At 61.8% G+C, this 23,892-nt stretch carries 21 protein-coding genes and 3 tRNA genes; 10 read left to right on the forward strand and 14 right to left on the reverse strand.

From position 1 onward, the window contains the following. Nucleotides 1-38 precede the first annotated feature (38 nt). From aspS to L6D64_RS02625, 4 genes are all read right to left on the reverse strand, one after another. On the reverse strand, nucleotides 39-1,814 hold the full coding sequence (gene aspS / locus L6D64_RS02610) for an aspartate--tRNA ligase (protein ID WP_176507803.1): 1,776 nt from the start codon (nucleotides 1,812-1,814) through the stop codon (nucleotides 39-41). A 94-nt stretch (nucleotides 1,815-1,908) separates the two neighbouring features. Beyond that, nucleotides 1,909-2,130 carry an FmdB family zinc ribbon protein gene (locus tag L6D64_RS02615; protein ID WP_043209521.1) on the reverse strand — a complete coding sequence of 74 codons (222 nt, stop codon included), beginning with the start codon at nucleotides 2,128-2,130 and terminating at the stop codon, nucleotides 1,909-1,911. A gap of 92 nt (nucleotides 2,131-2,222) precedes the next feature. Then, nucleotides 2,223-2,549 carry a ribbon-helix-helix domain-containing protein gene (locus tag L6D64_RS02620; RefSeq protein WP_176507802.1) on the reverse strand — a complete coding sequence of 109 codons (327 nt, stop codon included), beginning with the start codon at nucleotides 2,547-2,549 and terminating at the stop codon, nucleotides 2,223-2,225. A gap of 149 nt (nucleotides 2,550-2,698) precedes the next feature. Next, nucleotides 2,699-3,172 carry a Dps family protein gene (locus L6D64_RS02625; RefSeq protein WP_103445281.1) on the reverse strand — a complete coding sequence of 158 codons (474 nt, stop codon included), beginning with the start codon at nucleotides 3,170-3,172 and terminating at the stop codon, nucleotides 2,699-2,701. 277 nt (nucleotides 3,173-3,449) lie between these two features. On the opposite strand from L6D64_RS02625, the gene L6D64_RS28280 reads away from it, so the two are divergent. Next, a complete protein-coding gene (locus tag L6D64_RS28280) occupies nucleotides 3,450-4,043 on the forward strand; it encodes a cold-shock protein (RefSeq protein WP_176507801.1) in 594 nt (197 codons plus the stop codon). Between the two features lie 39 nt (nucleotides 4,044-4,082). On the opposite strand, the gene L6D64_RS02635 is transcribed toward L6D64_RS28280, so the two are convergent. Next, a complete protein-coding gene (locus tag L6D64_RS02635) occupies nucleotides 4,083-4,289 on the reverse strand; it encodes a SlyX family protein (RefSeq protein WP_054883407.1) in 207 nt (68 codons plus the stop codon). Between the two features lies 1 nt (nucleotide 4,290). After that, complete coding sequence (locus L6D64_RS02640; protein ID WP_176507800.1) at nucleotides 4,291-4,710, reverse strand: HIT family protein; 420 nt, start codon at nucleotides 4,708-4,710, stop codon at nucleotides 4,291-4,293. 741 nt (nucleotides 4,711-5,451) lie between these two features. On the opposite strand from L6D64_RS02640, the gene L6D64_RS02645 reads away from it, so the two are divergent. From L6D64_RS02645 to L6D64_RS02655, 3 genes are all read left to right on the forward strand, one after another. Then, nucleotides 5,452-6,741, forward strand: coding sequence for an OprD family porin (locus L6D64_RS02645; RefSeq protein ID WP_176507799.1), 1,290 nt, complete (start codon nucleotides 5,452-5,454; stop codon nucleotides 6,739-6,741). A 160-nt stretch (nucleotides 6,742-6,901) separates the two neighbouring features. Continuing rightward, complete coding sequence (locus L6D64_RS02650; protein WP_176507798.1) at nucleotides 6,902-8,617, forward strand: proline--tRNA ligase; 1,716 nt, start codon at nucleotides 6,902-6,904, stop codon at nucleotides 8,615-8,617. Between the two features lie 20 nt (nucleotides 8,618-8,637). Then, complete coding sequence (locus L6D64_RS02655) at nucleotides 8,638-9,588, forward strand: hypothetical protein (protein ID WP_054883411.1); 951 nt, start codon at nucleotides 8,638-8,640, stop codon at nucleotides 9,586-9,588. Between the two features lie 39 nt (nucleotides 9,589-9,627). Here the strand turns inward: L6D64_RS02655 and dinB are convergent, their stop codons facing one another. Then, nucleotides 9,628-10,686: a DNA polymerase IV gene (gene dinB, locus L6D64_RS02660; RefSeq protein WP_176507940.1), complete on the reverse strand. Its 1,059-nt coding sequence runs from the start codon at nucleotides 10,684-10,686 to the stop codon at nucleotides 9,628-9,630. Between the two features lie 208 nt (nucleotides 10,687-10,894). Between dinB and L6D64_RS02665 the strand changes: the two genes are divergently transcribed. The 5 genes from L6D64_RS02665 (at nucleotide 10,895) to L6D64_RS02685 (ending at nucleotide 15,545) form a co-directional block, all read left to right on the forward strand. Next, nucleotides 10,895-10,971 (forward strand) — tRNA-Met (locus tag L6D64_RS02665). Nucleotides 10,972-11,108: 137 nt separating this feature from the next. Next, nucleotides 11,109-11,185, forward strand: a tRNA-Met gene (locus tag L6D64_RS02670). A 100-nt stretch (nucleotides 11,186-11,285) separates the two neighbouring features. After that, nucleotides 11,286-11,362 (forward strand) — tRNA-Met (locus L6D64_RS02675). A gap of 332 nt (nucleotides 11,363-11,694) precedes the next feature. Continuing rightward, the gene (gene mprF / locus L6D64_RS02680; protein ID WP_371870307.1) at nucleotides 11,695-14,253 is read left to right on the forward strand and encodes a bifunctional lysylphosphatidylglycerol flippase/synthetase MprF; all 2,559 of its coding nucleotides are present in this window, start codon (nucleotides 11,695-11,697) and stop codon (nucleotides 14,251-14,253) included. Then, nucleotides 14,253-15,545 carry a virulence factor family protein gene (locus tag L6D64_RS02685; protein WP_176507796.1) on the forward strand — a complete coding sequence of 431 codons (1,293 nt, stop codon included), beginning with the start codon at nucleotides 14,253-14,255 and terminating at the stop codon, nucleotides 15,543-15,545. The genes mprF and L6D64_RS02685 overlap by 1 nt, the downstream gene beginning before the upstream one ends. A 91-nt stretch (nucleotides 15,546-15,636) precedes the next feature. Here the strand turns inward: L6D64_RS02685 and L6D64_RS02690 are convergent, their stop codons facing one another. The 3 genes from L6D64_RS02690 to L6D64_RS02700 form a co-directional block, all read right to left on the reverse strand. Further along, nucleotides 15,637-17,547: a potassium transporter Kup gene (locus tag L6D64_RS02690; protein ID WP_176507795.1), complete on the reverse strand. Its 1,911-nt coding sequence runs from the start codon at nucleotides 17,545-17,547 to the stop codon at nucleotides 15,637-15,639. A 154-nt stretch (nucleotides 17,548-17,701) separates the two neighbouring features. Beyond that, entirely contained in the window at nucleotides 17,702-18,028 is a 327-nt protein-coding gene (locus L6D64_RS02695; protein ID WP_176507794.1) for a helix-turn-helix transcriptional regulator, read from the reverse strand. Continuing rightward, nucleotides 18,012-18,266: a type II toxin-antitoxin system RelE family toxin gene (locus L6D64_RS02700; RefSeq protein ID WP_176507793.1), complete on the reverse strand. Its 255-nt coding sequence runs from the start codon at nucleotides 18,264-18,266 to the stop codon at nucleotides 18,012-18,014. The genes L6D64_RS02695 and L6D64_RS02700 overlap by 17 nt, the downstream gene beginning before the upstream one ends. Before the next feature lie 310 nt (nucleotides 18,267-18,576). Here L6D64_RS02700 and rimO point away from each other — a divergent pair, with 310 nt between their 5' ends. Then, nucleotides 18,577-19,908: a 30S ribosomal protein S12 methylthiotransferase RimO gene (gene rimO, locus L6D64_RS02705; RefSeq protein ID WP_054883416.1), complete on the forward strand. Its 1,332-nt coding sequence runs from the start codon at nucleotides 18,577-18,579 to the stop codon at nucleotides 19,906-19,908. Between the two features lie 70 nt (nucleotides 19,909-19,978). Here the strand turns inward: rimO and L6D64_RS02710 are convergent, their stop codons facing one another. The 4 genes from L6D64_RS02710 to L6D64_RS28285 all read right to left on the reverse strand — a co-directional run. Beyond that, nucleotides 19,979-20,728: a hypothetical protein gene (locus L6D64_RS02710; RefSeq protein WP_176507792.1), complete on the reverse strand. Its 750-nt coding sequence runs from the start codon at nucleotides 20,726-20,728 to the stop codon at nucleotides 19,979-19,981. 54 nt (nucleotides 20,729-20,782) lie between these two features. Then, nucleotides 20,783-22,372: a DUF5666 domain-containing protein gene (locus L6D64_RS02715; protein WP_176507791.1), complete on the reverse strand. Its 1,590-nt coding sequence runs from the start codon at nucleotides 22,370-22,372 to the stop codon at nucleotides 20,783-20,785. Beyond that, nucleotides 22,369-23,214 carry a DUF6502 family protein gene (locus L6D64_RS02720; protein WP_176507790.1) on the reverse strand — a complete coding sequence of 282 codons (846 nt, stop codon included), beginning with the start codon at nucleotides 23,212-23,214 and terminating at the stop codon, nucleotides 22,369-22,371. Before L6D64_RS02720 ends, L6D64_RS02715 begins: the two co-directional genes overlap by 4 nt. 183 nt (nucleotides 23,215-23,397) lie before the next feature. Continuing rightward, the coding region (locus L6D64_RS28285; protein WP_276575111.1) for a hypothetical protein at nucleotides 23,398-23,892 on the reverse strand (495 nt) is incomplete at its 5' end.

Genomic DNA, 23,892 nt, shown 5'->3' on the forward strand with positions numbered 1-23,892 from the left:
GCGCCGGGGCGCACCCGCCGGGATGCGCCCGGGGCCGATTACTCGACCTTGGTCTGCTCGCGCAGACGGATGTGCAGCTCGCGCAGGGCCTTGGCGTCGACCATGCCAGGCGCCTGGGTCATGACGCACGCGGCGCTCTGGGTTTTCGGGAAGGCGATCACTTCACGGATCGACTGGGCGCCGGTCATCAGCATGACCAGACGGTCCAGGCCAAAGGCCAGGCCGCCGTGAGGTGGCGCACCGAACTTCAGGGCGTCGAGCAGGAAGCCGAACTTCTCTTCCTGTTCCGCAGCTTCGATGCCCAGCAGGCGGAACACCGCTTGCTGCATCTCCTTGCGGTGGATACGGATCGAACCGCCACCCAGCTCGGTACCGTTCAGCACCATGTCGTAGGCACGGGACAGCGCGGTGGCCGGGTTGGCCTCGAGTTCTTCCGGAGTGCACTTCGGCGCGGTGAACGGGTGGTGCAGCGCGGTGAAGCTGCCGTCTTCGTTCTCTTCGAACATCGGGAAGTCGACGACCCACATCGGCGCCCACTCGCAGGTCAGCAGCTCGAAGTCGTGACCCAGGCGGATACGCAGCGCGCCCAGGGCTTCGCTGACGACCTTGAACTTGTCGGCACCGAAGAACACGATGTCACCGTCGACGGCGCCAACGCGGTCGAGGATGTTGTTGAGGTTGGCCTCAGGGATGTTCTTGACGATCGGCGACTGCAGGCCTTCGACGCCCTTGGCGCGCTCGTTGACCTTGATGTAGGCCAGGCCCTTGGCACCGTAGATGCCGACGAACTTGGTGTACTCGTCGATCTTGCTGCGCGGCATGCTGGCGCCGCCTGGCAGACGCAGTGCGGTGACGCGGCACTTCGGATCGTTGGCCGGGCCAGCGAAGACCTTGAACTCGACATCCTTCAGCTGGTCGGCGACGTCGACCAGCTCCAGCGGGATACGCAGGTCAGGCTTGTCGGAACCGTAGCGGCGCATGGCCTCTTCGAAGGTCATGTGCGGGAATTCGCCGAACTCCAGATCCAGCACTTCCTTGAACAGCTTGCGGATCATGCTTTCGGTGAGGCCCATGATCTCGGCTTCGTCGAGGAAGCTGGTCTCGATGTCGATCTGGGTGAATTCCGGCTGGCGGTCAGCACGCAGGTCTTCGTCGCGGAAGCATTTGGCGATCTGGTAATAGCGGTCGAAACCGGCAACCATCAGCAGCTGCTTGAACAGCTGAGGCGACTGCGGCAAGGCAAAGAAGCTGCCTGCATGGGTGCGGCTCGGCACCAGGTAGTCACGTGCGCCTTCCGGCGTGGCACGGGTGAGGATCGGGGTTTCGACGTCGAGGAAGCCGTTTTCATCGAGGAACCGACGGATGCTGCTGGTGATGCGCGAACGCAGGCGCAGCTTGTCGGCCATTTCCGGGCGACGCAGGTCGATGAAGCGGTAGCGCAGGCGGGTTTCCTCGCCGACGTCGGAGTATTCGTTCAGCGGGAACGGCGGCGTTTCTGCTTCGTTGAGCACGTTCAGCTGGTAGCCGAGGATCTCGATCGCACCAGACGCCATGTTGGCGTTCACTGCGCCTTCCGGGCGCTTGCGCACCTTGCCGGTGATCTGCACGACGTACTCGCTGCGCACGCGGTCGGCGGCGGCGAAGGTTTCGGCGCGATCCGGGTCGAACACGACCTGGGCCATGCCTTCGCGGTCACGGATGTCGAGGAAGATCACCCCGCCGTGGTCCCGGCGACGATGGACCCAGCCGCAAAGGGTGACTTCCTGGCCGTCCAGGCTCTCGTTCAGTTGGCCGCAATAATGGCTGCGCATCATGATGGTGGTTTCGCTTCTCGTGATTCGTGTATTCGTTGGAGGCCTTGGCCGCCCGGAGGGCTAATACTGCAAGACCCGGCTACTGCAATTCAACTCAGTCGGCCTTGTCGCCGCCTGCCAGGTTCTTTTTTGCCCCGGTCTTGAAGTCGGTTTCGTACCAGCCGTTGCCACTCAGGCGGAAGCCAGGGACCGACAGCAGTTTCTTCAATGCCGGCGCCTGACAGGCCGGGCAGTCGGTCAGCGGCGCGGCGCTGATCTTCTGCAGCACCTCCATCCGGTGATCGCAGGAAGCACATTGATAGTCATAAAGGGGCATGAACGTCTCTCGTCAACCACAACGCTGGCTGCCGGGGCAGCAAAAAGCGGGATTATATATGGTTAACCGACACTGCGCAGCCCGCCGGGCGATCAGCGTGCACTCGGCGGATCACGCAACCAGGCGACACAAATCACCCGGATCAGCCCGCTGAAGTTGCGCACCCCACCCTGACGCAGGTGCACTTCACGGTCGACATAGGACAACACGGCGCTGACCGAGCACTGGTTCGCCGCGGCGATCTGTTCGAGGATACCCCAATACACCGCCTCCAGGCGCAGGCACGTGGAAAAACCGTTCAACCGCACCGAACGCGATACCGGCTGCGTCTGCAACATGTCGAAATCGGCCTTGAACGGGTCGATGCACTGCTTGCCAGGCCAATGCCCCAACTTCACCGCACGCTTGATTGCTTGCATCGCGCCACCTCCTCAGTTTGTCAACTGGGGCTCAATGAAGCGCAGAGCGAGACGCCCAAAGCAGCGGCAAAACCTTCCCGCACAAGCGAAAAAGCCCGGCTGGAATGGACTCAGCCGGGCTTTCTGACAGGTCCTACATAATTTGCCGTTTATTTACCGTCGAGCAGCACCCGCAGCATCCAGGCGGTCTTTTCATGCACCTGCATGCGCTGGGTCAGCAGGTCAGCGGTGGGTTCATCACTGACTTTGTCCACCACCGGGAAGATGCTGCGTGCAGTGCGCACCACAGCCTCTTGTCCCTGCACCAACTGACGGATCATTTCATCGGCAGGCGGCACACCCTCCTCCTCCTTGATCGAGGAGTGCCGTGCGTAGAAGGCGTACGAACCTGGCGCCGGGAAGCCCAGTGCACGGATCCGCTCGGCGATCGAGTCGACCGCCAGCGCCAGTTCGTTGTACTGCTCTTCGAACATCAGGTGCAGGGTGCGGAACGATGGGCCGGTGACGTTCCAGTGGAAGTTATGGGTTTTCAGATACAGCACATAGGTATCCGACAACAGGCGGGAAAGCCCTTCGACGATGGACTTGCGATCTTCTTCACTGATACCGATATCGATTGCCATGAAGTTCCCCTTTCCATAAGGCTTGATGATCAAGCCGGTACTACACACTGTATCAATGCCTGGCGCAAGGCGACCATGACACAGGGCAAACCATCGGTGCTTGCCGGCTGCGGTTTGAGAAGCCCCCGCCTTTGCTGTTAAATAGGCACGGTGCCACCCGTGCGGACTGTCATTGCCGGGTGCATAGGCTGGCCTCCACGTGTTCGCGCTTTACACCTCATGCGCACCGTGCCGCCAGCTCTTCCTGTGATCGGCCTTATCAACTGTGAGCCAACCCATGTTCAAGATCGTCCATCTGGTGACGGGCGTTGCGGCTTTGCTGCTATCGCTCATACCCAGCCTCAAACCCGACGCAATACCCTTCCTGCAGCAACCCGACGCGGTCTATCTGACCCTGCTGGGCCTGCTCAACCTGCTGCTGGCCCCGGTCGTGCCACTGTATTACCGCGGTGCGCGGCAACAGCTGCAATACCTGGCCTGCGCCCTGCTGGTGGTGGCCGTGGTCCTGCAGACCCTGACCCTGCTCGCGCGCCCGGAAATGGGCAACCTGGCGGCGCTGGTCTGCGCCGCGCTGGCTGTCGCCATGCACCTGGTGGCCGGCTTCGCCCGCAGCAGCAAGAAAGCACGCGCCAGCCAAGGTGCGCCACTGGAAGCCGGCAAGCGTGATACCGGCACCGTTAAGTGGTTCAACACGTCCAAAGGCTTCGGGTTCATTTCCCGCGACTCGGGCGACGACATCTTCGTGCACTTCCGCGCGATCCGCGGCGAAGGTCACCGCATCCTGGTCGAAGGCCAGCGCGTGGAGTTCTCGGTGATGCACCGCGACAAAGGCCTGCAGGCCGAAGACGTGGTCGCGGTGAACCGCCGCTGAGCCCGCACCGCCCTGGGGCAAGCCCAGGGCGGCCACTCATCAGTAGTGAGGTGGCGGCGCCTCTTCCCCTTCACTGCCAATCTGCCCGACCATTTCTTCATACCGCTTGATCAGCTCGGCCATCTGCAGTTGCAGACGCTCGATGACCCGCCCCTGCTCGACCACCACATCATTCAGCGCCTGGATCGTGTCGTCCTGGAACGCCTGACGGGTTTCCAACTCGATGATGCGCAACTCCGCCGACATGTCAGACCTCCCGATAATCATGGGTCAGCAGCGCACGCAGACGCTGACGAATGGTGTCCACCTGCTCCGGTGCATACCCAACGGCCGGGACCTTGCCCCACACTGGCGCAGGCCAGGCTGGATCGTCCTGACGGCGAACGATCACATGCATGTGCATCTGGCTGACCACGTTACCCAAGGTGGCAACGTTCATCTTGTCAGCCGCGAACGCATGCTTGAGCGTTTCGGCCAGGTAGGTGGTTTCTTTCCACAGCTGCGCCTGGTCTTCGTGACTGAGATCGAACAACTCGCTCACACCCTCACGCCTGGGCACCAGAATGAACCACGGGTAATTGGCATCTTTGCTCAGCAGCAGGCGGCACAGCGGAAAGTCACCCAGCACCAGGCAATCCTGCTGCAAACGCGAATCCATATCAAACACGATCAATCTCCAAACAATAACCCTGTGCGCCAAGGATACGCTGCTTCGCCCGTCCCAGCATGTTGCCAGACGCGTGAATGCACGCTTTAAGCCCATGAGTCTTCACGAATTGCACAACCGCGGTAACACAGCGCTACTTTTCGCACCAAAATGAGGCCAGCAAAGTGTGCGCCACTACGCTTCTACCCACATCAACCACTCAGGATCAACAGTGGGCGGTAACACATTGACTTTTAAGGCAGCTTTTTCTTTCAACCTGCCGAATGAAACCGGCACACAATCAAACAACGCCCGCCCCGTAATTGCGGCACTTTCCGACCTCTGGCGGTCGGTTTTGTGAAAATTTCATGAACCGTTGTTAATTTTGAGCATGCTTGTTGCATTCTCTCCACGCCAAGTCGGCACGACACCTGCATTGACCAGGTGACGCGACAAATAACAACAGCGAGATTGGGCACACCAGGGAGTTTCCCAGCCAGGAGTCTGTAGTTACAGAATTCTTACGGCAATGGAACAGCGCTGGCGTTGTACGAACCGGTTAAACGGGGCGTGATTTGCGACATGGAAATACCTGAAAGCGACATGGCCATAAAGTTCCCGAAAGGATGGATTTAGCCATATCGCCAAGAACAGTCAGCGTGCTATACATTTCCGCCGACATAACAAGAAAGAGCTGTTCCATATAACTAAAAGACTTGGACGCAGCGGTACTCTTCCTAAAAACCAAAGGAGCAAATCACGATGCGCGTGATGAAGTGGAGCATGATCGCCCTGGCCGTTGCGGCAGGGACCTCACAGATGGCAGTGGCCTCGTCCCAGGACGAGTCCAAGGGTTTCCTCGAAGACAGCAAGCTGAACGTCAAGACTCGCATGCTGTACTTCAGCCGTGACTTCCGTAACAACGAGCGTAACCCTCGTACCGGCTTGCGTCAGAGCCGTGTTGAAGAAACCGGCCTCGGCTTCCTCGGTACTTATGAGTCGGGCTTCACCCAAGGCGTGATCGGCGTGGGCGTCGATGCCATCGGCATGCTCGGCGTGAAACTGGACAGCGGCAAAGGCCGCCACAGCACCGGCCAGTTCCCGACTGATGCCGACGGCCGTGCGCAGGACGAGTTCTCCGAAGGCGGCGGCGCGGTCAAACTGCGCGTCTCCGATACCGTGCTGAAAGTCGGCGACCAGTTCACTGCCCTGCCAGTGCTCGCGACCGATGACAGCCGCCTGTTGCCAGAAGTGGCCCAAGGCGCGCTGATCACCAGCAACGAAATCAAAGGCCTGACCCTCAACGCCGGTCACTTCACCGCGCTGAATGCCCAGTCCCAGACCTTCCACGACAGCCTGCACCTGAAGCAGGCCGACGTTTTCGGTGGCACCTACGCCTTCACCGACAACCTGTCTACCAGCCTGTACTACTCCAAGGTCGAAGACTACTGGCGCAAGTACTACGCCAACCTGAACTGGGCGCTGCCGCTCTCTGACAAACAAGGTCTGGTGTTCGACTTCAACATCTATGACACCAAGAGCGATGGCCGGGGCCTGCAGCGCGCCGAGAAAGATGACGTGACCAAGCTCGACAACCAGGCCTACAGCCTGTCGGGCGCCTACAACATCGGCGCTCATACCTTCACCCTGGCCTACCAGAAGGTCCATGGTGACGGCGACTACGGCTACGGCGTGGACGGTGGCGGTACCATCTTCCTGGCCAACTCCGTTGCCCGTTCCGACTTCAACGCCGAAGACGAGAAATCCTGGCAGGCTCGCTACGACCTGAATTTCGCCGAATACGGCGTTCCAGGCCTGACCTTCATGACCCGTTACGTGCGTGGTAGCGATGCCAACACCGGTTCCACCAGCAACGGCAAGGAATGGGAACGCGACGTAGACGTCAAGTACGTCCTGCAGGAAGGCCCGGCCAAAGACCTGAGCTTCCGCGTTCGTCAGGCCACCTACCGCTCCAGCGATGGCGTCTACTACGGTTCGAGCTCGATCGACGAACTGCGCCTGATCGTCGAGTACCCGCTGAGCATCCTGTAAGCCTGGCTTATAGTGCCCCGCACCTGAAAAAGCCCGGCACACTTGCCGGGCTTTTTCTTGGCTGACAACTGCCACGCCCTGGGGCATTCTGTACGCCTTCGTTTCGCCCCCGTACAATGCGGGGCTATTTCAACGTCTTAGGCAATCGACACGGCTAACCATGCGCACCAGTCAATATTTGCTCGCCACCCAGAAAGAAACCCCTGCCGACGCAGTGGTCATCAGCCATCAGCTCATGCTGCGTGCCGGCATGATCCGCAAACTGGCTTCCGGCCTGTACACCTGGCTGCCGATGGGCCTGCGGGTGATGCGCAAGGTCGAGAACGTTGTGCGCGAGGAAATGAACGCCGCCGGCGCCCTGGAAGTGTTGATGCCCAGCATCCAGCCTGCCGAGCTGTGGCAGGAATCCGGCCGCTGGGAACAGTACGGTCCTGAGCTGCTGCGCCTGAAGGACCGCCATCAGCGCGAGTTCTGCGTCGGCCCGACCCACGAAGAAGTGATTACCGACCTGGCCCGCAACGAGCTGTCCAGCTATAAACAGCTGCCGCTCAACATGTACCAGATCCAGACCAAGTTCCGTGACGAGATTCGCCCACGCTTCGGCCTGATGCGCGGCCGCGAATTCATCATGAAGGATGCCTACTCCTTCCATGCCGACCAGGCTTCCCTGCAGGAAACCTACGACCGCATGCACCAGGCGTACACCAACGTCTTCGCCCGCCTGGGCCTGGACTTCCGCCCGGTGCAGGCCGACACCGGCTCCATCGGTGGCAGCTACTCCCACGAATTCCACGTCCTGGCCGAGTCGGGCGAGGACGACGTGATCTTCAGCGACAGCTCCGATTACGCCGCCAACATCGAGAAGGCCGAGGCCATCCCGCGTGAAACCGTGCGCCCTGCGCCTGCCGAGGAGCTGCGCCTGGTCGATACCCCGGATGCCAAGACCATTGCCCAGCTGGTGGAAAACCACGGCCTGCCGATCGAAAAGACCGTCAAGACCCTGATCGTGCGCGGCGCCGAGGAAGGCAAGCTGGTCGCCCTGATCGTCCGCGGCGACCACGAGCTCAACGAAATCAAGGCCGCCAAGCTGGAACAGGTTGCCGACCCGCTGGTCATGGCCACCGACGCCGAACTGCGCGAGGCCATCGGTGCCGGCGCCGGTTCGCTCGGCCCGTTGAACCTGCCGCTGGAAATCGTGATCGACCGCTCGGTCGCCCTGATGAGCGACTTTGCCATCGGCGCCAACATCGACGACAAGCACTACTTCGGCGTGAACTGGGAGCGTGACCTGCCGGTTCCACAAGTCGCCGACCTGCGCAATGTCGTCGAAGGCGACCCAAGCCCGGACGGCCAGGGCACCCTGGTCATCAAGCGCGGCATCGAAGTCGGCCATATCTTCCAGCTCGGCACCAAGTACAGCGAGGCGCTCAAGTGCCAGGTCCTGGGTGAAAACGGCAAGCCGGTGACCCTGTCCATGGGCTGCTACGGCATTGGCGTGTCCCGCGTGGTCGCCGCCGCCATCGAGCAGAGCTACGACGACAAAGGCATCATCTGGAACGACGCCCTGGCACCGTTCCAGATCGCCCTGGTACCCCTGCGTTACGAAACCGAGGTAGTCCGCGAGGCAACCGACAAGCTGTACGCCGAACTGACTGCAGCCGGCTACGAGGTGCTGCTGGACGACCGCGACAAGAAGACCAGCCCCGGCATCAAGTTCGCCGACATGGAGCTGATCGGCATTCCACACCGCATCGTCGTCAGCGATCGCGGCCTGGCCGACGGCAACCTGGAGTACAAGCACCGCACCGAGTCGGAGGCCCAACAGCTGCCGCTCAATGAAGTGCTGACCTTCCTGCAGGCCCGCGTTCGCCGCTGATAACCAATGCACGAGTAATCATGTCCAAGCGAAGTACCTTTACCCTGGGGGGCGCCGCATTGTGCGGCGCCTTGCTCGCCAGCGGTTGCGCCAACCAGATGTCCCAGCGCAGCGATCATGAGGAGCGTGTCGAGCGCAAGCTGCTCGAACACACCTTGCAGATCGATGTCGGCGAGCCGAAGGTGATGGAGCTTCCGCAACGGCGTGTGCGCATCCACGAGCAGAAGCGTTTCGAGGTCACCGAATACGAGGTCACCCGCCGCTACGACCGCTACACCCCATACCAACCGTGGCGGGAGATCTACGAGATCCCGCTGGGCGCGGTAGCCGTGGTGGCCGGTATAGGGGCTAACGTGGTCAACGTGTTCACCCTTGGCAACCTGCCGCAGAGCATCACCCACGACTGGCTCAGCTATGGCGTGGATGGCCTCAATCCGTTCATGAACACGCCGTCCAATGGCCGTGCTCAGCAGAACCTGGCGGGCATCAGCGAAGTGCAGAAGGACAAGCGCGAGGAGTTCACCAGCGTGCCCTGGAGCGAGCGGCTGGTTGAAGTCAAGGCAGGCAAGATGACCCACGAACTGACTACCGACAGGAACGGCGTCTTGCGCCTGAACCTGCTGGACAGCCCGTTCTCGGAACAGCACCTGAATCACGTCGGCACCTTGCACCTGCAAGCGGTCGACGAGGACAACGCGGTGCGTGGCGATGCCAGCCTGCTGGTCAGCGCCACCTTGCGCAACAAGCTGCGAGAGGCCCATGAGCTGATCTTCGATGACCTCGAGGATGACGATGTGGGCCAGTGGGTACACCGGGTCAAGCGCTTGTCCGAGCTGGGCCTGGAAGAGGAAGCCAGCGAGATGGAGCAGAGCCTGATCGAGCTGACACGCAACGATCCGGAGCTGCAACAGGAATTCCTGTCGGCACTGACCAAAGCCACCGGCCGGTTGGTCGCTGATCCCGGCCTGTAGGAGCGAGCGTGGTAGCGAAGGGCCGCAAAGCGGCCCTCACTACTCAGAAGTAAACAGCTCCAGCTGTTCATGCGCCCCGCGCAGGTCCCTCAGCCTCACCCCCACCCCCAGCAAGCGCACCGGCTTGCCACCCCGGGCGAATGCCTGGCGTAGCAGCTGTCGGTAGCTTTCCAGGTCCCTGCCCGCCCCTGCCTGCTCCATCGTCGTCTGGCTGAAGTCATGGAACTTGACCTTGACGAACGGCTTGTCCGGGCGGTAACTGCTATCCATCCGGGCAATCCGCTGATTGAGGCTTTCGAGCAGCTCCGGCAACCGTTCAAGGCAACTGGCCAAGTCTGGCAGGTCGTTGTCATAGGTGTTTTCCACACTGACCGACTGCCGGCGGCTATCGTTGTGAACCGCACGCTCGTCAATCCCTCGCGCCAACCCCCAGAGCCGCTCGCCAAAACTGCCGAATTCACGCGCCAACGCCAGCCGCGACCATTCACGCAAGTCAAGACAGGTGTCGATCCCCAGGCGGTTCAACTTGTCGGCGGTCACTTTGCCCACGCCATGCAACTTGGCCACCGGTAATGCAGCCACAAAGGCCTCGACCTGCTCCGGGGTAATCACGAAGATGCCGTTGGGCTTACGCCAATCGCTGGCGATCTTGGCCAGAAACTTGTTCGGCGCCACCCCCGCAGATACCGTGATATGCAAAGTGCGGGCAACCCGCCGGCGAATGTCCTCGGCGATTCGCGTAGCGCTTCCGGCATACCACTGGCTGTCACTGACATCCAGATACGCCTCATCCAGCGACAACGGCTCGATCAGCTCGGTGTAGTCACGGAAGATGGCGTGAATCTCACGCGAAGCCTCCCGGTAAGCGTCGAAGCGCGGCTTGACGATTTCCAGGTCCGGGCACAGCTTGAGGGCATGCCGGGACGACATGGCCGAACGCACGCCATAGGCGCGTGCTTCATAATTGCAGGTGGCGATCACCCCGCGACGGTCAGGAGAACCCCCCACGGCCATGGGGCGACCGGCCAGGCGCGGGTCGTCACGCATCTCGATGGCGGCGTAGAAACAATCGCAGTCGATATGGATGATCTTGCGCAAAGACATTGATGACGGCCACCACTGTAAATTCATACAGATAGTAGCGCATGCCGCTGACGGTGAGACAGCCTGCCTCGATAATCGGCTTGCAAGGCCCGTCGCGCCTGACCCGCCGCCAGGCATAAACGCTAAGAGGTTGAACGAAAAAGGGTTTTCGATAATGTTGCTTGACACGGGCGAAGAAACCCGTAGAATTCGATCTCACAGGCGCGGGATGGAGCAGCCTGGTAGCTCGTCGGGCTCATAACCCGAAGGTCGTCGGTTCAAATCCGGCTCCCGCAACCAGATTCGAGAAAAGGCCACTGTTAACGCAGTGGCCTTTTTCTTTTGCCTCGATTTTCTTCGGCGAAGGAAAAATCAAGATAAATCAATAAGTAGCGCTTGACATCAAGTGCTTACGCTGTAGAATTCGATCCCACAGGCGCGGGATGGAGCAGCCTGGTAGCTCGTCGGGCTCATAACCCGAAGGTCGTCGGTTCAAATCCGGCTCCCGCAACCAGATTCAAGAGAAGGCCACTGTTAACGCAGTGGCCTTTTTCTTTGCCTCAGAAATTGACACTTGACTTAAGCGTCCAACGCTATAGAATGCGCCCCTCTGACGCGGGATGGAGCAGCCTGGTAGCTCGTCGGGCTCATAACCCGAAGGTCGTCGGTTCAAATCCGGCTCCCGCAACCATATTCGTCAGAACAAACCCCGCCTGTGTAAAAGCAGCGCGGGGTTTGTTGCATTTCGTCGCCTGTTAAATCCTTGGAACTCACCCTAACCCGCCCGTTTGAGGTGTCGACATGAGGATGAACTATCTTTAACGCTGCCGGACGACTGAAAGTAACGTTGCCCGGAGTAATATCTGGATACGTTTACCAAAGGGACTTTCACTTGGCCGCTGCACATCCCCTCCTCGCGCACCTCGCTCGAGGCATTTCATGACATCGCACACTCCCGAACCCCAGGTGCCACTTGCCTCGGCACTGCCGACTGCTGCCCAGCGCCTGCCTTGGCTTGAGCGTATGAGCCGTTACCGCCAGCCGATTGGCCTGGGCGTGACCTTGCTGCTGTTTGCCATGGCGCTGATCGCCTGTCGGCATCTGTTGAGCGAACTGGACATCTACGCCCTGCACGATGCCATGCTCGACGTGCCGGCAAAGTCGTTGATCGGCGCCGTGCTGGCGACGGTGGCAGGTTTCGTGATCCTGCTCGGCTACGAGTGGTCGGCCAGCCGTTACGCGGCCGTCAAGCTGCCTGCGCGTTCCTTGGTAATGGGTGGTTTCAGCGCCTTCGCCATTGGCAACGCGATCGGCCTGTCGATGCTCTCGGGTGGCTCGGTGCGTTACCGCCTGTATGCACGTCAGGGCCTGGGCGCCGCCGAAGTCGCACGCATGACTGTGTTCGCCAGCCTGTCCCTGGGGTGCGCACTGCCACCGCTGGCGGCGCTGGCCACCTTGAGCAACCTGCCGGCAGCGGCTACCGCCCTGCGCTTGCCTTCGACAGTATTGGCCGGCATCGCCATCGCGGTACTGGCGCTCACCGCCGTGCTGGTGATCGGGCTTTATCGCCGCCGCCTGCCAGAACAGCCGCTGGCTGATAGCCTGCTGGTCCAGTTGGGCCGCCGCACCCTGCGCCTGCCGGGTGGCCGCCTGGCAGCCCTGCAATTGCTGATTACCGCGCTGGACGTGGCTGCTGCCGCCACAGTGCTTTACTTGCTGCTGCCGCAAGCCCCACCCTTCGGTGCCTTCGTGCTGGTTTACCTGCTGGCCCTGGCGGCTGGCGTGCTCAGCCATGTGCCGGGTGGCGTCGGGGTGTTCGAAGCCATCCTGCTCGCCGCCTTTGCCGACCAGCTTGGCGCTGCACCTCTGGCTGCCGCCCTGCTCCTGTACCGACTGATCTACGTGGTGCTGCCACTGCTGCTGGCCTGTGTCCTGCTGCTGGCCAACGAAGCGCGCCGCCTGCTGTTTGCCCAGCAAGCGATCAAGGCGGCCTCGGGCCTCGGCGCACCGATCCTGGCAATTCTGGTGTTCCTGTCAGGCGTGGTGCTGCTGTTCTCCGGCGCCACGCCGGAAATCGACACACGCCTGGAGCACATGGGCTTCCTCGTGCCTCACCGGCTGATCGACGCCTCGCACTTCGGCGCCAGCCTGATTGGCGTGCTGTGCCTGCTGCTGGCCCAGGGCCTGCGCCGGCGCCTGTCGGCCGCCTGGCTGCTGACTACCGTTTTGCTGCTGGTGGGCGCACTGCTGTCGATCCTCAAAGGCTTCGACTGGGAAGAAGCCAGCCTGCTGACCCTGACCGCCGCACTGCTGGCCGTTTTCCGTCGTTCGTTCTACCGACCGAGCCGGCTGCTCGAACTGCCGTTCTCACCGGTGTACCTGGTGGCCAGCGCCTGTGTGGTCGGTGCATCGGTGTGGCTGCTGCTGTTTGCCTACCAGGATGTCCCCTATACCCACAAGCTGTGGTGGCAGTTCACCCTTGACGCCGACGCCCCACGTGGCCTGCGTGCCGCCCTGGGCAGTGCGGTGTTGCTGGTGATCGTCGCCCTGACCTGGCTGCTGCGCACCGCTCGTCCGGTCATTCATTTGCCTGACGAGGCCGAGCTACAGCGCGCCAACCGCATCCTGCTGGCTTCCGACCAGCCCGACGGTGGCCTGGCATTGACCGGCGACAAGGCCCTGCTGTTCCACCCCAACGACACTGCCTTCCTGATGTATGCCCGTCGCGGTCGCAGCCTGGTGGCGCTGTACGACCCGATCGGCCCCGCCCAGGAACGCGCCGAGATGATCTGGCAGTTCCGAGACCTGTGCGACCTGCACCACGCCCGCCCGGTGTTCTACCAGGTGCGCGCGGAAAACCTGCCGTTCTACATGGACATCGGCCTGACTGCCCTGAAGCTGGGCGAGGAAGCGCGGGTTGATCTGCGCCGCTTCGACCTCGAAGCCAAGGGCAAGGAAATGAAAGACCTGCGCTACACCTGGAACCGTGGCGGCCGGGATGGCCTGAGCCTGGAGATCCACGAACCTGGCCAGGCACCGCTGGCCGAACTCAAGGAAATCTCCGACGCCTGGCTCGGCGGCAAGAACGTTCGCGAGAAGGGCTTCTCGCTGGGGCGCTTCAGCCCCGAGTACCTGCAGCACTTCCGTATCGCCCTGATTCGTTTCCAGGGCCGGCCGGTGGCCTTCGCCAACCTGCTGGAAACCCACAGCAACGAATTGGCCAGCCTCGACCTGATGCGCGCTCACCCCGAAGCGCCGAAGCTGACCATGGAATTCATGATGATCGGCTTGATCCTGCATTACAAAAGCCATGACTACGGCCGCTTCAGCCTGGGCATGGTCCCGCTTTCCGGCCTGCAGCCACGCCGCGGTGCACCCTTGACCCAACGCCTGGGCTCGATGGTGTTCCGCCGTGGCGAACAGCTCTACAACTTCCAGGGCCTGCGGCGCTTCAAGGACAAGTTCCAGCCGGACTGGGAACCTCGTTACATGGCCGTACCAGCCGGGCTCGACCCGCTGGTAGCACTGGCCGATACTGCCGCCCTGATTGCCGGCGGCCTGACTGGATTGGTGAAACGCTGATGATCCGACGCTATTGGCTGTACGTACTGATTCCCCTGTTGCTGGCCGCCCTGGCTGGCGCTGCGGGCTTCTGGCTGTGGGCCCGCCCTGCCCCCGAGGCACGGCTGGAGCAGCTGACCTTGAATGACACCAGCATCATCCGCGTCACCCCGGGCGTGCATGCCAAGGCCCGAGTCGCCATCGGCGTGCCCCAGGACCAAGCCCTGAGCGACAAGCAGTTGCTGGACCTGAGCCAGGCTGGCGAGGCGCAGCTGGTTCAGGTGATCCTGCCGCCGAACGACTGCACCAAGCAGCAACAGGCCATGGACCAGGCGCTGACCCAGCTGTCCGACAAACCGACCCTGGTCGCCGGCATCGGCCCAGGGGCGGCCCAGGCATGGCGCTGGCTGGCCACCCAGAATGACGACAAGGCACGGGCCATCTCGGTCGACTTCACCCTGGAACAGCCAGGCTGCAAGGTCGAGCTGCCGAAGTCGGCCGCCCACGGCCACTGGAACGTCGCCTGGAACGACAACCCGGACGATGCCAGTGCCGCCTTCGTGCGCGACCAGGCCAACGCTGAGACCAGCATCAGTGACTATGACATTCACCTGCCACAGGTACTCAAGGCCCAGCTGACCCAGGCCCTGGTTGGCCGCGACGGCAACGCCCTGGCCATCCCGGTGGTGGAGGTCCCGGCCGGGCAAACCACCGACACCGTCACCCTGTTCCTGTCCGGTGACGGCGGCTGGCGCGACCTGGACCGCGACGTGGCCGGCGAGATGGCCAAGCTGGGCTACCCGGTGGTCGGTATCGACACCTTGCGCTACTACTGGCAACACAAGACTCCGGAGCAAAGCGCCGCCGACCTGTCGGAACTGATGCAGCACTACCGCCAGAAGTGGGGCACCAAGCGTTTCGTGCTGACCGGTTACTCGTTCGGTGCGGACGTGCTGCCGGCCATCTACAACCGACTGCCAGCCGAAGACCAGCAGCGTATCGACGCAGTCGTGCTGCTGGCGTTCGCCCGCAGTGGCAGTTTCGAGATCGAAGTCGAAGGCTGGTTGGGCAAGGAAGGTCAGGAAGCGCCTACCGGGCCGGAAATGGCCAAACTGCCGGCGTCCAAGGTGGTGTGCGTGTACGGCGTGGAAGAGACCGACGAAAGCGGTTGCACCGACAAGACCGCGGTAGGCGAGCGCATGAAGCTGCCAGGCGGGCACCACTTCGACGAGAACTACCCGGCGCTGGCCAAACGCCTGATCGACGAGATCGAGACGCGTCAGGGCAAATCCAGCGTCGCGGCACAGAACTGATAACGCTCGATGGCCGTTCGCGGGTGAACCCACTCCCACAGGTTGTGCATGTACCCTGTGGGAGCGGGTTCACCCGCGAATCGGTAGCAACTCAGATCTCGACCTGAGTTCCCAGCTCGATAACCCGGTTCAGCGGCAAGTTGAAGAAGCGCAAGTTGCCATTGGCATTCTTCAGCAGGAACGCAAACAGGTTGCCCCGCCAGCGCGACATCCCCTCCAGACGCGACGCAATGACCGTTTCCCGGCTGAGGAAGTAGGTGGTGCGCATCGGGCTGAAGTCCAATTCGTCCAGGTGACACAGCTTCAAGGCCGCCGGCACGTCTGGCTCGTCCATGAAGCCAAAGTGCAGCAGCACGCGGAAGAAGCCATCACCATAGGCCTCGACCTCGAAACGCTCGTGTTCCGGCACCCGCGGACGGTCCTCACTGACCACGGTCAGCAGCACCACCTGGCTGTGCAGCACCTGGTTGTGCAGCATGTTGTGCAGCAGCGCATGAGGCACCGCGTCTGCCCGTGCCGTCAGGAACACCGCCGTGCCTTCGACCCGATGTGGCGGCTGCACACGGATACTGCTGATGAACACCGGCAGCGGCAGCCCGCCTTCATCGATGCGCTCCACCAGGATCTGCTTGCCGCGCTTCCAGGTGCTCATCAACAGGTACAGCACGCAGCCTGCCAGCACCGGGAAGGCACCGCCCTGGACGATCTTCGGCACATTGGCGGCGAAGAACAGGCCATCGACCAAGAGGAAGCCGACCAGGATCGGTACCGCCAGCACCGGTGGCCACTTCCACAACAGCAGCATCACCGCCGACACCAGGATAGTGGTCATCAGCATGGTTCCGGTGACGGCCACACCGTAAGCGGCCGCCAGGGCGCCGGAGGACTCGAAACCGATCACCAGCAGCACCACACCGACCATCAAGGTCCAGTTCACCGCACCGATGTAGATCTGCCCCTGCTCGTCGCTGGACGTGTGCTGGATCTGCATGCGCGGGATATATCCCAGCTGGATAGCCTGGCGGGTCAGGGAGAAGGCCCCGGAAATCACCGCCTGCGAGGCAATCACCGTGGCCATCGTCGCCAAGCCGACCATTGGCAGCAGCGCCCAGCCTGGCGCCAGCAGATAGAACGGGTTGCGGGCAGCGTCAGGGTTCTGCAGCAATATTGCGCCCTGGCCGAAGTAATTGAGCACCAGCGCTGGCAGCACCAGGGCAAACCAGGCGCGAGCGATCGGCTTGCGCCCGAAGTGGCCCATGTCGGCATAGAGTGCCTCGGCACCGGTCAGCGCCAGCACCACCGCGCCGAGAATGGCTACGCCCATGCCGGGGTGGACGATGAAGAAATTGACCGCCCAGCCAGGGTTGAACGCCTTGAGCACTTCCGGGCTCTGGGAGATGCCATGTGCGCCCAGCACGGCCAGTGCCAGGAACCATACCACCATGATCGGGCCGAACAGCTTGCCGATCTTGTCGGTACCGTGCTTCTGCACCAGGAACAAGGCCACCAGTACCACCAGCGAAATGGGCACTACCCAGTGATCGATACCCTCGAAGGCCAGGCCCATGCCCTCGACGGCGGACAGCACCGACACCGCGGGGGTGATCATGCTGTCGCCATAGAACAGCGAGGCGCCGATCAGGCCACAGATGACCATCAGCGACCGCAGCCGCGGATAAGCCGCCGTGGCCCGCCGCGCCAGGGCGGTCAAGGCCATGGTGCCGCCCTCGCCCTGGTTGTCTGCGCGCAGAATGAACATCACGTACTTGAAGGACACCACCCACAGCAGCGACCAGAGGATCAACGAGAGGATCCCCAGCACACCATCATGGTTGACCGGCACCCCATAGCCGCCAGTAAAGACCTCTTTCAGGGTATACAACGGGCTGGTACCGATATCGCCATACACCACCCCGACCGCTGCCACCAGCAGCCCCAGTGACCGTGTCGCGCCTTGCTTCCCCGCGTGCCCGCCTTCGGCGTGACTGCTTGCCTGAACCATCGAACACTCCCGCAGATGGCCTTGAAGGCCGGTAGAATTCACTCCTGCGTCAGGGACATGCAGTGCCCCGGCGCAATGGCGCGAAGCATAGCGCAGCGTTCGTCGCTTTTCTGCTGGTCACGGCCCCGGTTCAGGCAAACATAGCCGGTAAGCGCTACAGATCCAAAGACTGCACCGGAATGCCCAACACAGCCGCAATCTTCTCGCGAGTGGCCTTGCGCGGCCGTTCAGCAGCCTCCTGTTGAGCATAGGCTGACTGGGAGATGCCCAGCCGCTGGGCAACTTCAGCCTGGGTCAGGTCCAGATGCCTGCGCCAGGCGGCGATAGCGGTCATGCCTTCCTTTACCATATAGCCAACGACTTCGTTGGGCACCAGGTCGTGCTGAGGGCGGTTGGCAATGTAGTCAGCATACGGCAACACCACGAAGGCGGGACGGCCATCAGCGCCGTGGATGATCTGTACATTAGTAGGTGTGTTCATCGCGTTTTCTGACCTCCTCGATATTGACGATTCTCACGCTGCCATCCCAGTCGAAAAGGATGCGGTAATTGCCGACCCTCAGCCGGTAGCCATGAGGGTGGTTGACCAATGTCTTGACACCTTGAACGTCTGGCATTCGGGCCAGAGCCTGGACGGCATCGTAAATCTTCGGCTGATCGGGCTTGTTGATTTTCCTGAGTTGCTTCACAGCTTTGCGTGCCCAATTGATCGTATTCATTTTCCACGCCGTTCTTATAAGAAAACTATAAGCCTTGAATAAGCTAAAGAGAAGGATTTAAAGGCGAGGGAGAGAGTGACGAGTGGTGACCCTGCATTCAAGGGGCGTCATTGCCGGGCTGTGTTTCCGGGTTTTGCCATGCACAGGCAGCCGCGACCACCGGCGTGGCGCAGCGTTCGTCGCTTTTCTGCTGGTCAAGCGACCGTGCGCTCGCTAGAATTGCGCACTTTTTGATCAGAGGCGCCAAAAGCGCCCGTCAAGATCGCCCCCCTCTGCTGCGGGCGAACTGCATTCAATACCGAGGTTAGTCATGTCCACCACTCCCGCCACCCCCAAGGTTGGTTTCGTCAGCCTGGGTTGCCCCAAGGCCCTGGTCGATTCCGAGCGCATCCTGACCCAGCTGCGCATGGAAGGCTATGAAGTCGTGCCCACCTACGAGGATGCCGATGTAGTGGTGGTCAACACCTGCGGCTTCATCGACAGCGCCAAGGCCGAGTCGCTTGAGGTGATCGGTGAAGCGATCAAGGAAAACGGCAAGGTCATCGTCACCGGCTGCATGGGTGTCGACGAAGGCAATATCCGTGACGTGCACCCAAGCGTGCTGTCGGTAACCGGCCCGCAGCAGTACGAGCAGGTGGTCAACGCCGTGCACGAAGTGGTGCCTCCCCGCCAGGACCACAACCCGCTGATTGACCTGGTGCCGCCGCAGGGCGTCAAGCTGACCCCGCGCCACTACGCCTACCTGAAGATTTCCGAAGGCTGCAACCACAGCTGCAGCTTCTGCATCATCCCGTCGATGCGCGGCAAGCTGGTCAGCCGCCCGGTCGGTGAGGTGCTGAGCGAGGCCGAGCGCCTGGTCAAGGCCGGAGTCAAGGAAATCCTGGTGATCTCCCAGGACACCAGCGCCTACGGCGTCGATGTCAAATACAAGACCGACTTCTGGAACGGTCGCCCGGTCAAGACCCGCATGCTCGAACTGTGCGAAGCGCTGAGCAGCCTGGGTGCCTGGGTGCGCCTGCACTACGTCTACCCGTACCCGAATGTCGACGACGTGATCCCGTTGATGGCCGCAGGCAAGATCCTGCCGTACCTGGACATCCCGTTCCAGCACGCCAGCCCGAAAGTACTCAAGTCGATGAAGCGCCCAGCCTTCGAAGACCGGACCCTGGCCCGCATCAAGAACTGGCGCGAGCAATGCCCCGAGCTGGTGATCCGCTCGACCTTCATCGTCGGCTTCCCTGGCGAAACAGAGGAAGACTTCCAGTACCTGCTGGACTGGCTCACCGAAGCCCAGCTCGACCGCGTCGGCTGCTTCCAGTACTCGCCAGTCGAAGGCGCCCCGGCCAACGACCTGGGCCTGGAAGAAGTGCCGGATGACATCAAGCAGGACCGTTGGGACCGCTTCATGGCGCACCAGCAGGCCATCAGCGCCGCTCGCCTGCAGCTGCGCATCGGCAAGGAAATCGAAGTGCTGATCGACGAAGTCGAGGAACAGGGTTCGGTTGGCCGCAGCTTCTTCGATGCTCCGGAAATCGACGGCAGCGTGTTCATCGACGGTAACCATGGCTTCAAGCCGGGCGATAAAGTCCGGTGCCGCGTGGTGGATGCCGACGAATACGACATGTGGGCCGAGCCCGTTTAAAGCAGCCGGCCCATGAAAAAGCCCCTGCCGGGTATTCCGCATGCGGAACTGCCCGGCAGGGGCTTTTTTGTCAGAACGTGTGGAAAACCATCATTCCAGCTTCAGCATCAGGGCTGGCATCGGAAAAACCCTTGACCGCATACAGCTGCACTTTCCATTCCCGGTTGAGCTTGTGGGTCAGGAACAGTGTCAGTTCCTGAATTTCCGACCCCGTCGAGACGACTTTTTGCCGCCAGTCGTACGAGGCGCCCGCCGACGTACCTTTCCCCACGGGAATGGCAAAGCCCAGGCTGGTGAATATCGGATCTTTGAAATCGCTGCCAGGCGGGTCACCGAACTTCTTCCAGCCGAGGGTCGCGAAGCCGGTGACCGGGCCGAATGCCTGGGCGATATCGACCTGGCCGGTGTAATCGTACTCCCCTGTACCCAGGCACTGCTTTTCATCGGCAGTGGGAAATTTGACCTTGCCGATGAGGTCCAGCATCAGGCCACCGTCACGGCCATCGAGCAGTGCATAAGCCGCACTGGCTACCGTGTCACCCAGCCCACTCTCCACCGCATGGCATCCACCGGGCAAGGGGTCACCATTGGGCCCCACTTCCGGGTTGGTGATGCGTAGCCAGGGCACGGTGACTTTGTAAGTCATGGGGCCGGTTTCATACTTGCCGACCACAGGGACATACCAGATTTCCGAAGTGGTACCCGTGCCATAGTCGCCACTCGAATAGTCCATGCCAATCGAGGCGCTGAAGGTATCGGCCAGGGCCGAGGCACTGCTACAGGACAACAAACAGGCGAAAAGAGGGAGCGCGGGTCTCATTTGCACCTCGGTATTGCGTCGGGAAGTGTGAACGGACTAACCCAGCCTAGTTGCCTAATGCCCGGACCGCTCCGGATGCTCGACTTTTTCAACCTTCTCTGCCGTCTCAGGTCTTTCGACCTTTTCGACTTTTTCTACCGTTTCAGGCTTTTCGACCCGTTCGACCTTTTCTACCTTTTCTACCTTATCCACTTTCTCGACTTTTTCAGGCTTCTCGACCTTATCTACTTTTTCAGGACGTTCGACTTTTTCCACTTTCTCGACTTTCTCGGGCTTTTCGACCTTCTCTATTTTCTCGACCTTTTCCACCTTCTCCACTCTTTCCAGCTTCTCCACGCGATCGGAACTACCACTGTTGCTGGTCTCGCGTTGCTCCACGGTATCGACCCGTACCGACTTGCCGGACCTGTCCTCAACGTCCACGCTGTCATGATCATTGGCGCCGCTACCGGCACTGCGCCCATCGTGGTCATCACCGCTTTCGCTGCGAATGCTGGAGCTGCTGCGCTCACCTTGGCTGCTGTTTCCCGAAGTGCCCGAGCCGCTTGTAACGTGCTCGCTGTTACCCCCTGAATGCCCTGCGCCCGAATGCTCTGCGCGCTCGTCATCGAGCTCGACGCGGGATGCCCGCAGCTCGTGGGTAGCACTGAATACGCCGATTACCCGCACCCGTTGGTCGAGCGCGATGGACGCGGGCTGCTTGCCGACGACCACGGTATCCTGCCCCAAAGCCACGTTGATGCCGCCGACCACCAGCTGACGCGCTTGCGTGCGCTGCACCAGCCCTTCGATCACCATCGTCTGCCCTCGCCCGGCAAACGCCAGGCTCGGGTCAGGGCGCGTTTGCGCCACTTCCAGCTGGCTGCCGGTCCAATGGCCGCGCACCAGCATTTCCCGCGCCGGTGCCACAGGAGTACCTAATTTGAGCCCCTGAAGGCTGCCGCGGTGATCGATTGCGCCAATGGCACTGGCCTCCCTGAGCCCTGGTGCCCGCTCGATACGGCTGGCGACCACTTCACCTGCAGCATCGCGCAGGCCGCTGACCCTGACCGGTTCGCCCGGTCGCAGCCCTTCTGCCACCCGCGCCCCGGCTGCCAGGCGCACGGGCTGGCCCATGACCCGCAGCGGCCCCGAAGCATTCGGCAATGCCGTCAGCGGCCCCTCGTAAACGTTGAGGATCGCGATGCGCCCGGCTTGCAAGCCGCGCTGTGTGCCATACGCCTCCACCGCGACCACCTGGCCGATCGCCAGATGAGCGCTGCTGGCAGGGGCACCATTTTCACTGACAGGTACATCCTTGGCGTAGTGCACCTCCTGGCCACTGACGCAGATCGATGCGAACCCGGTGATGGTGCCGACGATACCAGTACCACCAGTGCCGCCCGGGCGCTCGATCGGCGTGCCGGTCCCCCCCGTGCCACCGGGGTGCTGCTGAAGCGGCGCACCCGTGCCCCCCACTCCACCGGTTCTGGCGCCGGTGCCGCCAACGCCCCCCGGCAACTGCAGGCTCGCAGCACCCGCCATGCCCACTTCATCACGGCTGACGCACACTGGCGCTGCTACCACCTTGGCAGGCGCCACCAGGTTCAGCCCGAAACCAAGGACCAGTGCAACGAGACTGAGGCAGCGCACGAAGGGCGTCATGAGTCGGCGGCCTTCGACGAATCGGGGTCAGTGGCTTCAGAATAGAAATAGAGCCCGACGGTGATGCGCTGGCGCTGCCCGTGGCTTGGCTCGTCGGTGTTTTCCAACTCGGCTGCCAGCCGGCTGAAGGCCAGCAGGGTTTGCATGCCATCCTGGCTGACGGCTTCGCGCAGCGTGTCGACGCTGCCAGGGGTCAGGGCGTCGTAGTGCACGCTGCGTTCGAAAAACGGCAGACCTTCGCCACTGAGGTTGTGCACCGCCGCGCAGGCGTGATCATGCAGGTTATGGCCAAAATAAGCGGCTTTCTCATCGAAGCCCTTCTGCGGTACGAATGCCTGGGCCTCGAGGTGGACGCGGTCCTGATCATCGAGGCGGACGACGCCCAGGCGCAACCATTCATCCAGCACTACCCGCCCACGGATGTCCGTGCTGACCTTCGCCACCAAGGCGTCGAAAGAACACTCGCCGCCAACGCTGGCCAGCCTTGGCAGGGCCAACGCCTGGCCGGCCTCCGAGCAGAAGGGCGGGCTACGGGTCCATACATTCACCAATTGCGCACCTAAGGTGATGTTTTCCGGCAGCGCCGCGCTAGACGCGTCACTTTCACTTCGCAGCCGCCGCACATCCTTGCGATGCACCCCGGTCAGCAGGCTGATGCGACTGTCGGTCGGCACCTTGTCGTCCAGGCGAAACTCGCGATGAGCCACATCTACGAAGACTTCCTTGAGCACGTCGGTGAACATCGTATAGGTCACCCCTTTGCGCAGCATCAGGCGCACCAGAGGGCGCATGATCCTGCGCAATGCACTCAGCATGGACGGAGGGATAGAGGGCGATTGCATGGAGCGCATTCCTTGAACTGTGAACCCAGTATGCGGGAAAACATCCCACACAACTGTAACCACTTCCCATCGAGAATGAGAAAAAGCTGTCAGCGCTCACCTGCAAACGCCTGATAGGACTGGGCCTGGGGCCGCCCATACAAAACCCGTCCGTTGGGTCTTGTATGGGCTGTTCACTGCCAATCAGCTCCTGTCATCCCCGACTTCACCACCGGCATGAGCACCGCGGTCATCACCCTGTTCGCGACCCACATGGCTGCCGTTATCGTCACCAGGTTCACCACCAACGTGATTGCCATGATCGTCGCCAGGTTCACCGCCGACATGATTGCCATGATCGTCACCGGGCTCACCGCCGACATGATTGCCATGATCGTCACCGGGCTCACCGCCAACGTGGTTGCCATGATCATCACCCGCTTCAGCATGGTTGCTGCTGCGACCGGAATTCGAGTTGCCATCGTGACCCTGGCCTGCGTCACCATGGCCGCTGCCACTGTTGCCGCCATGGCCGCCGCTGCCAGTACCACCACCGTGGCCGCCACCACCGCTGCCGCCGCCGTGACCACCGCCGCCACCGCTACCGCCACCGCTACCGCCGCCGCCACCGCCGTGACCGCCGCCACCGCCGCCACTACCGCCGCCGCCGCCGTGACCACCGCCGCCGCCACCACTACC

The sequence above is a fragment of the Pseudomonas urethralis genome (assembly GCF_021602465.1).
GTDB classification, from domain to species: Bacteria; Pseudomonadota; Gammaproteobacteria; order Pseudomonadales; family Pseudomonadaceae; genus Aquipseudomonas; species Aquipseudomonas vlassakiae.

Bases quoted from the DNA above. Each gene is read 5' to 3' on its own strand.
- aspS (WP_176507803.1), bottom strand. From the start codon at position 1,814: ATGATGCGCAGCCATTATTGCGGCCAACTGAACGAGAGCCTGGACGGC.
- L6D64_RS02615 (WP_043209521.1), bottom strand. From the start codon at position 2,130: ATGCCCCTTTATGACTATCAATGTGCTTCCTGCGATCACCGGATGGAG.
- L6D64_RS02620 (WP_176507802.1), bottom strand. From the start codon at position 2,549: ATGCAAGCAATCAAGCGTGCGGTGAAGTTGGGGCATTGGCCTGGCAAG.
- L6D64_RS02625 (WP_103445281.1), bottom strand. From the start codon at position 3,172: ATGGCAATCGATATCGGTATCAGTGAAGAAGATCGCAAGTCCATCGTC.
- L6D64_RS28280 (WP_176507801.1), top strand. From the start codon at position 3,450: ATGTTCAAGATCGTCCATCTGGTGACGGGCGTTGCGGCTTTGCTGCTA.
- L6D64_RS02635 (WP_054883407.1), bottom strand. From the start codon at position 4,289: ATGTCGGCGGAGTTGCGCATCATCGAGTTGGAAACCCGTCAGGCGTTC.
- L6D64_RS02645 (WP_176507799.1), top strand. From the start codon at position 5,452: ATGCGCGTGATGAAGTGGAGCATGATCGCCCTGGCCGTTGCGGCAGGG.
- L6D64_RS02650 (WP_176507798.1), top strand. From the start codon at position 6,902: ATGCGCACCAGTCAATATTTGCTCGCCACCCAGAAAGAAACCCCTGCC.
- L6D64_RS02655 (WP_054883411.1), top strand. From the start codon at position 8,638: ATGTCCAAGCGAAGTACCTTTACCCTGGGGGGCGCCGCATTGTGCGGC.
- mprF (WP_371870307.1), top strand. From the start codon at position 11,695: ATGAGCCGTTACCGCCAGCCGATTGGCCTGGGCGTGACCTTGCTGCTG.
- L6D64_RS02685 (WP_176507796.1), top strand. From the start codon at position 14,253: ATGATCCGACGCTATTGGCTGTACGTACTGATTCCCCTGTTGCTGGCC.
- L6D64_RS02690 (WP_176507795.1), bottom strand. From the start codon at position 17,547: ATGGTTCAGGCAAGCAGTCACGCCGAAGGCGGGCACGCGGGGAAGCAA.
- L6D64_RS02695 (WP_176507794.1), bottom strand. From the start codon at position 18,028: ATGAACACACCTACTAATGTACAGATCATCCACGGCGCTGATGGCCGT.
- L6D64_RS02700 (WP_176507793.1), bottom strand. From the start codon at position 18,266: ATGAATACGATCAATTGGGCACGCAAAGCTGTGAAGCAACTCAGGAAA.
- rimO (WP_054883416.1), top strand. From the start codon at position 18,577: ATGTCCACCACTCCCGCCACCCCCAAGGTTGGTTTCGTCAGCCTGGGT.
- L6D64_RS02710 (WP_176507792.1), bottom strand. From the start codon at position 20,728: ATGAGACCCGCGCTCCCTCTTTTCGCCTGTTTGTTGTCCTGTAGCAGT.
- L6D64_RS02715 (WP_176507791.1), bottom strand. From the start codon at position 22,372: ATGACGCCCTTCGTGCGCTGCCTCAGTCTCGTTGCACTGGTCCTTGGT.
- L6D64_RS02720 (WP_176507790.1), bottom strand. From the start codon at position 23,214: ATGCAATCGCCCTCTATCCCTCCGTCCATGCTGAGTGCATTGCGCAGG.